This window comes from Hominilimicola sp. (genome assembly GCF_046972485.1).
GTDB lineage: Bacteria > Bacillota > Clostridia > UBA1381 > UBA1381 > Hominilimicola > Hominilimicola fabiformis.
In genome coordinates this window covers 1-4,131 of the sequence record NZ_JBKVWU010000097.1, presented here as the reverse complement: position 1 = coordinate 4,131, position 4,131 = coordinate 1, and the positions used below count along the sequence as shown (strand labels likewise).

Below are 4,131 nucleotides of genomic sequence, written 5' to 3'. Positions count from 1 at the left end.
GTCTTGTACTTTTTGTCCAATTTTAATTTATTACCAACATTCCGTTGTAATACACATCAACCGTTGATGACACTCCGGTCAAAAACATATAATATTTGCCTTTATGATTATAATGCGGCATTCCGTCCGTACTCAACAAATTATCATACTTCGTCTTTGCCATATCGTATGCCTGCTCGCTTGTGAAAGCCTGTATTGACAAGATGTCATTAATCGATTTACACTCTCCGCTTGTATCTGCCTTAACGTTCACAGTTCTTTTTGCCTTATCATATTCCACTTCCGCACCAAATTGCTCGGCAAATATTTTCAAAGGAATATATATTGTGTCGTTTATCTCGGCAGGCTGACAAGAAGATATTGTTATTTGCTCATACTCGTACGGATACGATGTTTTTATATTTTCATCATGCGTCACATACAAATTCCAATCCATATCATCAAATGACGAAAAGAATATTATTGTCTTGTCATTCATTATTGTAATTCGCTTTTCGCTGTCACCTGCCCAAGTTCCGCTGTCATAATATGCGTCAAGTTTTATCTCACGCGGGAATGTATCATACGGAACATATATTTCATCGTCAATCATAAGCACAGGATTATTTTCAAGTATCACTCTGTTTCCGTTTACATTCATCTGAATGTCTTTTTCCAAAATCTCATCCGCATTTATCGAACTTGACGATTTCGTGTCGGACGTCGTTTTAACGGTTATTTCATTACCGTTTAATTTTAGCGTTCCATCAGTGTTGTCTGTATGAAAATCAACCGTATTATTATTTATCTCAGCCGTAACATTATTTAGACTGTATATACCGCCGTTATCCTGCTGTTGCTTTAAATTAAACGTCATTATGTTATTATCCACACTCAAAACCTCAAGCGAAATATTGCTGTCATTATGCCACGTTCCGATATAATCGTCATATCTATTTTCTATATGTGTCTTTAAATTAATCACAAACACACAGCACACAACCGCTATGCACAAAATTAAAATGGTCAAACCGATTGTCACACCGTTAATAAATTGCATCAACATAGCTCGTTTAAGCTGTTTGATACTTTGGTATCTTTGCATTGGATCAAAACGTTTGCATTTTTGAGCAATTCCTAAAAGTCTGCCTTTCTCACCTGAATATTTCATAAGCTGTTCTATTGTTGCACCGAATGCGTATATATCGGTTTTATAATCGGTAGGCATCATACCAAATTGCTCAACAGGTGCATATCCGACCGTTCCCAAAACTGTTGTATCTTTTCTGACTTCGTTGTTTACAATTCTTGCAATATCATAATCTATCAGCCAAATATGTCCTTCAGAGTTCATAATTATGTTGTCGGGCTTTATATCTCTGTGTATAATACTGCACTTATGCAAAGCCTCCATTGCAGATACAAGCTGTTTGGCTATCGAATTTATTTGACCTTTTGCAAATTCAAAGTGATTTTCCATAAATTCATTTAATGTTATACCTTGAACAAACTCCTCAATCACAACGGTTTTATCCGTCAATTCCACATCATATATCTTCGGAATATGATTGTTATTGATTTTTTGAAGCATTTTATAGATATATCTAATATCATCATTTACAGAACGCTTTATAAATCGTTGATTTGTTTTCGGATTGTAAATCACCTCGATTTTCTGCCTGTCATCATTCTTTAATACTTTTTCTAAAACAAAATCTTCCAAATTCGTCTGCTCCCCTCTTGCAAATAATGTCGATTTATACTATACTGTAAGTATAATACAATGTTAGGAGGATTGTCAATGAAAACCATAACTCAAGAATTACTCGACGGCTTGAAAAATGCCGATGATATAAAGACTTTTCTTGATTTGCATGAACAAGATTTTTTATCACAATCGCTTATTGACTATTTAAACGAATTGATGAACGAAAAAAATATAACCGTTGCACAAGTCGCTAAAAATTCAGGTATCGGTGAATATGTTTATAAAATTTTCAACGGTGAAAGAAATGCAAAACGTGATACACTCGTTGCGATTTCATTCGGTATGCACTTGACTTTTGAAGAAACACAGTTGCTTTTGCGTATTGCAAAATTTGCTATTCTTGATTCACGCGACCGCCGCGACGGAATTATAATTTATGCTTTGATGCACGGTTTAAGTATATTTGAATGTGACGATTTACTTAACAATGATAATCTCATAACCTTGGTATAAAAAAATCTCCGATATTTATTCATCGGAGATTTTTACTGTATAAATTTTAATATTATCAAATTGTGCTTTTGAATAAGCTTTTCCGGCTTTAAAGTTCAGTCCTACAGGCGTTATATCTGTTGTGGCGATTGAATATTTTTATAAGGCACAGTCATTTGAATGACGGTATGTTTCCTGTGCCAATGTTGCCATAACCGTGTCATAAAAACGTTTATCCTCAAACAATTTTGAAAACGCCTTCATCTGTTCTATATAACAATCCTGTGCAACCTGCTTAAACACCTCAGGGAATATCGACTTTGTATAAACTTCCTCATCATTTTTCTGTGCCTGACGGTTTAGTTTCTTGTTTTCCTTTGCCCTGTTGTAAAGAGTTTCAACGATAACTCTGTCGCCCTCCGAAAAAATACCGTCAAACCGTTCATTTATTTTGCTGATTATTTCTTCAAGCAAAGCATCTTCTTCGGGCATAAATCCTGCCGTTTTTAATGACTTCGGATTTTTGAGCGTTTTTGCTGTTTCCGCCGGTGCTAAACCAATATCTCCGTGAAAATCCTCTTGGTCTTTCACCTCATCTTCCGCAAGTCCTTCAAGCTCGGCATATTCCCTTACAGTATCTTTGATTTTTTCTAAATGTTCTCAGTGGTTTGTTGTATACGTTTTTAAACACTCACGTACACTGTATTGATAAAGAAAAGCCTGTACATTCCGTAATTTCTTCTATCGGCATATAGTATTTATGAGCATACTGTGTACTTTTGTAAGTCTTAAATCACCACGTTCCAACGTGTAACATGTGTTGTCGTAAAACAAGTACCTTTTGCCCGATAACTGCAAATATATTTTGTAAGTATCATGATAATGTTGAACAGACATATTGTGCTTGTTTTCACTTTTCAAATATTGAACATATAACTCGTTATGTGAAGAAAATGCTGTTCTTTTCATATCCTTTTACCTCTTTGTGTAATGATACATTAATATTATCACATTTTCTTGTCGTTGGCAATTATGAGTTCACAATCGCCGTTCTGCTATCGGCATCCCAATCTACGTCATATCCCATATTTTCCGAAAGGAAACGTAGCGGTACCATTGTTTTATCATTTATCAATCTTGCAGGCACGTCCATTTTAGCGGGTTTATTATTTATTCTTGCGTTGACGTTATCTATTGAAAATGTTACTGCCTTATTATCAAGCGTTGCTGTTGCTGTCTGAGTTTCGCTATCCCATTCAACATCTGCTCCCATTTGCTCGAACAAAAATCTCATAGGCACAAGCGTGCTGCCGTCTTCGATAATCGGCGGTTCATCAAAGCCGAGAATATCATCGTTAAACTTCACATAAACAGGATTATTAGGCAATTTTTCACGCAGCTGTGAAAATACTTCTTCCTTATCACCAACATAATAGTCACGATAGTCTTCTATTACTATCTCATCTCCTAATTCGAATACTTTCTGTATAACGTTCGTCTTTATATCTATAGGAAGATACGCCCAATATACACCATCATTTGAGAATGCTAATACAGTATTGTTTTCAGTTTTATATTCATTATCAGGCACCACTTCACAAATGTATGAACCTACTTTACTTACACGACAAGGTTCATGTGCTTCATATTTTATATCAATGAGCTTGTCGTCAGAATACAGCATATGATTAATGAATAATTTATCATTTATCTTTTGCATATTAATACCATCACCATAGAATGATTTTATTATGTCATTTTCAACTTTTGTCCATTCAACACAGTCTGTGCTATAATAAATTTCAAATGAAAATCTATATGCTTTCAAAATACCACTGGAAGGGTCACCGTTAACTCTATACATAGGTAAAACATTTTCCGTTGCTATAAAAATCTTATCATCTATGAATTCCAAATTATTTATAAGATTAGGAATTTGATATGTATTCAGT

5 protein-coding genes are annotated in these 4,131 nt (G+C 34.7%); 1 reads left to right on the top strand and 4 read right to left on the bottom strand.

Features of this window, described 5'->3' with window-relative positions; translation table 11 throughout:
- Positions 1-22: 22 nt before the first annotated feature.
- Positions 23-1,702 carry a protein kinase domain-containing protein gene (locus ACLTU0_RS09185; protein WP_412322151.1) on the bottom strand — a complete coding sequence of 560 codons (1,680 nt, stop codon included), beginning with the start codon at positions 1,700-1,702 and terminating at the stop codon, positions 23-25.
- A 78-nt stretch (positions 1,703-1,780) separates the two neighbouring features.
- Between ACLTU0_RS09185 and ACLTU0_RS09180 the strand changes: the two genes are divergently transcribed.
- Positions 1,781-2,200 (top strand): helix-turn-helix transcriptional regulator, encoded by a 420-nt coding sequence (locus ACLTU0_RS09180; protein ID WP_308456956.1) that lies wholly within the window; start codon positions 1,781-1,783, stop codon positions 2,198-2,200.
- Positions 2,201-2,338: 138 nt separating this feature from the next.
- Here ACLTU0_RS09180 and ACLTU0_RS09175 read toward each other — a convergent pair whose 3' ends face one another.
- The 3 genes from ACLTU0_RS09175 to ACLTU0_RS09165 form a co-directional block, all read right to left on the bottom strand.
- On the bottom strand, positions 2,339-2,770 hold the full coding sequence (locus ACLTU0_RS09175; protein ID WP_147514963.1) for a hypothetical protein: 432 nt from the start codon (positions 2,768-2,770) through the stop codon (positions 2,339-2,341).
- 150 nt (positions 2,771-2,920) lie between these two features.
- Positions 2,921-3,148, bottom strand: coding sequence for an AraC family ligand binding domain-containing protein (locus ACLTU0_RS09170; RefSeq protein ID WP_308456954.1), 228 nt, complete (start codon positions 3,146-3,148; stop codon positions 2,921-2,923).
- A 61-nt stretch (positions 3,149-3,209) separates the two neighbouring features.
- A partial coding sequence (locus ACLTU0_RS09165) for a copper amine oxidase N-terminal domain-containing protein (RefSeq protein ID WP_412322149.1) occupies positions 3,210-4,131 on the bottom strand: 922 nt, incomplete at its 5' end.

Coding starts and splice junctions, on each gene's coding strand:
- ACLTU0_RS09180 (WP_308456956.1), top strand. CDS start 1,781: ATGAAAACCATAACTCAAGAATTACTCGACGGCTTGAAAAATGCCGAT.
- ACLTU0_RS09170 (WP_308456954.1), bottom strand. CDS start 3,148: ATGAAAAGAACAGCATTTTCTTCACATAACGAGTTATATGTTCAATAT.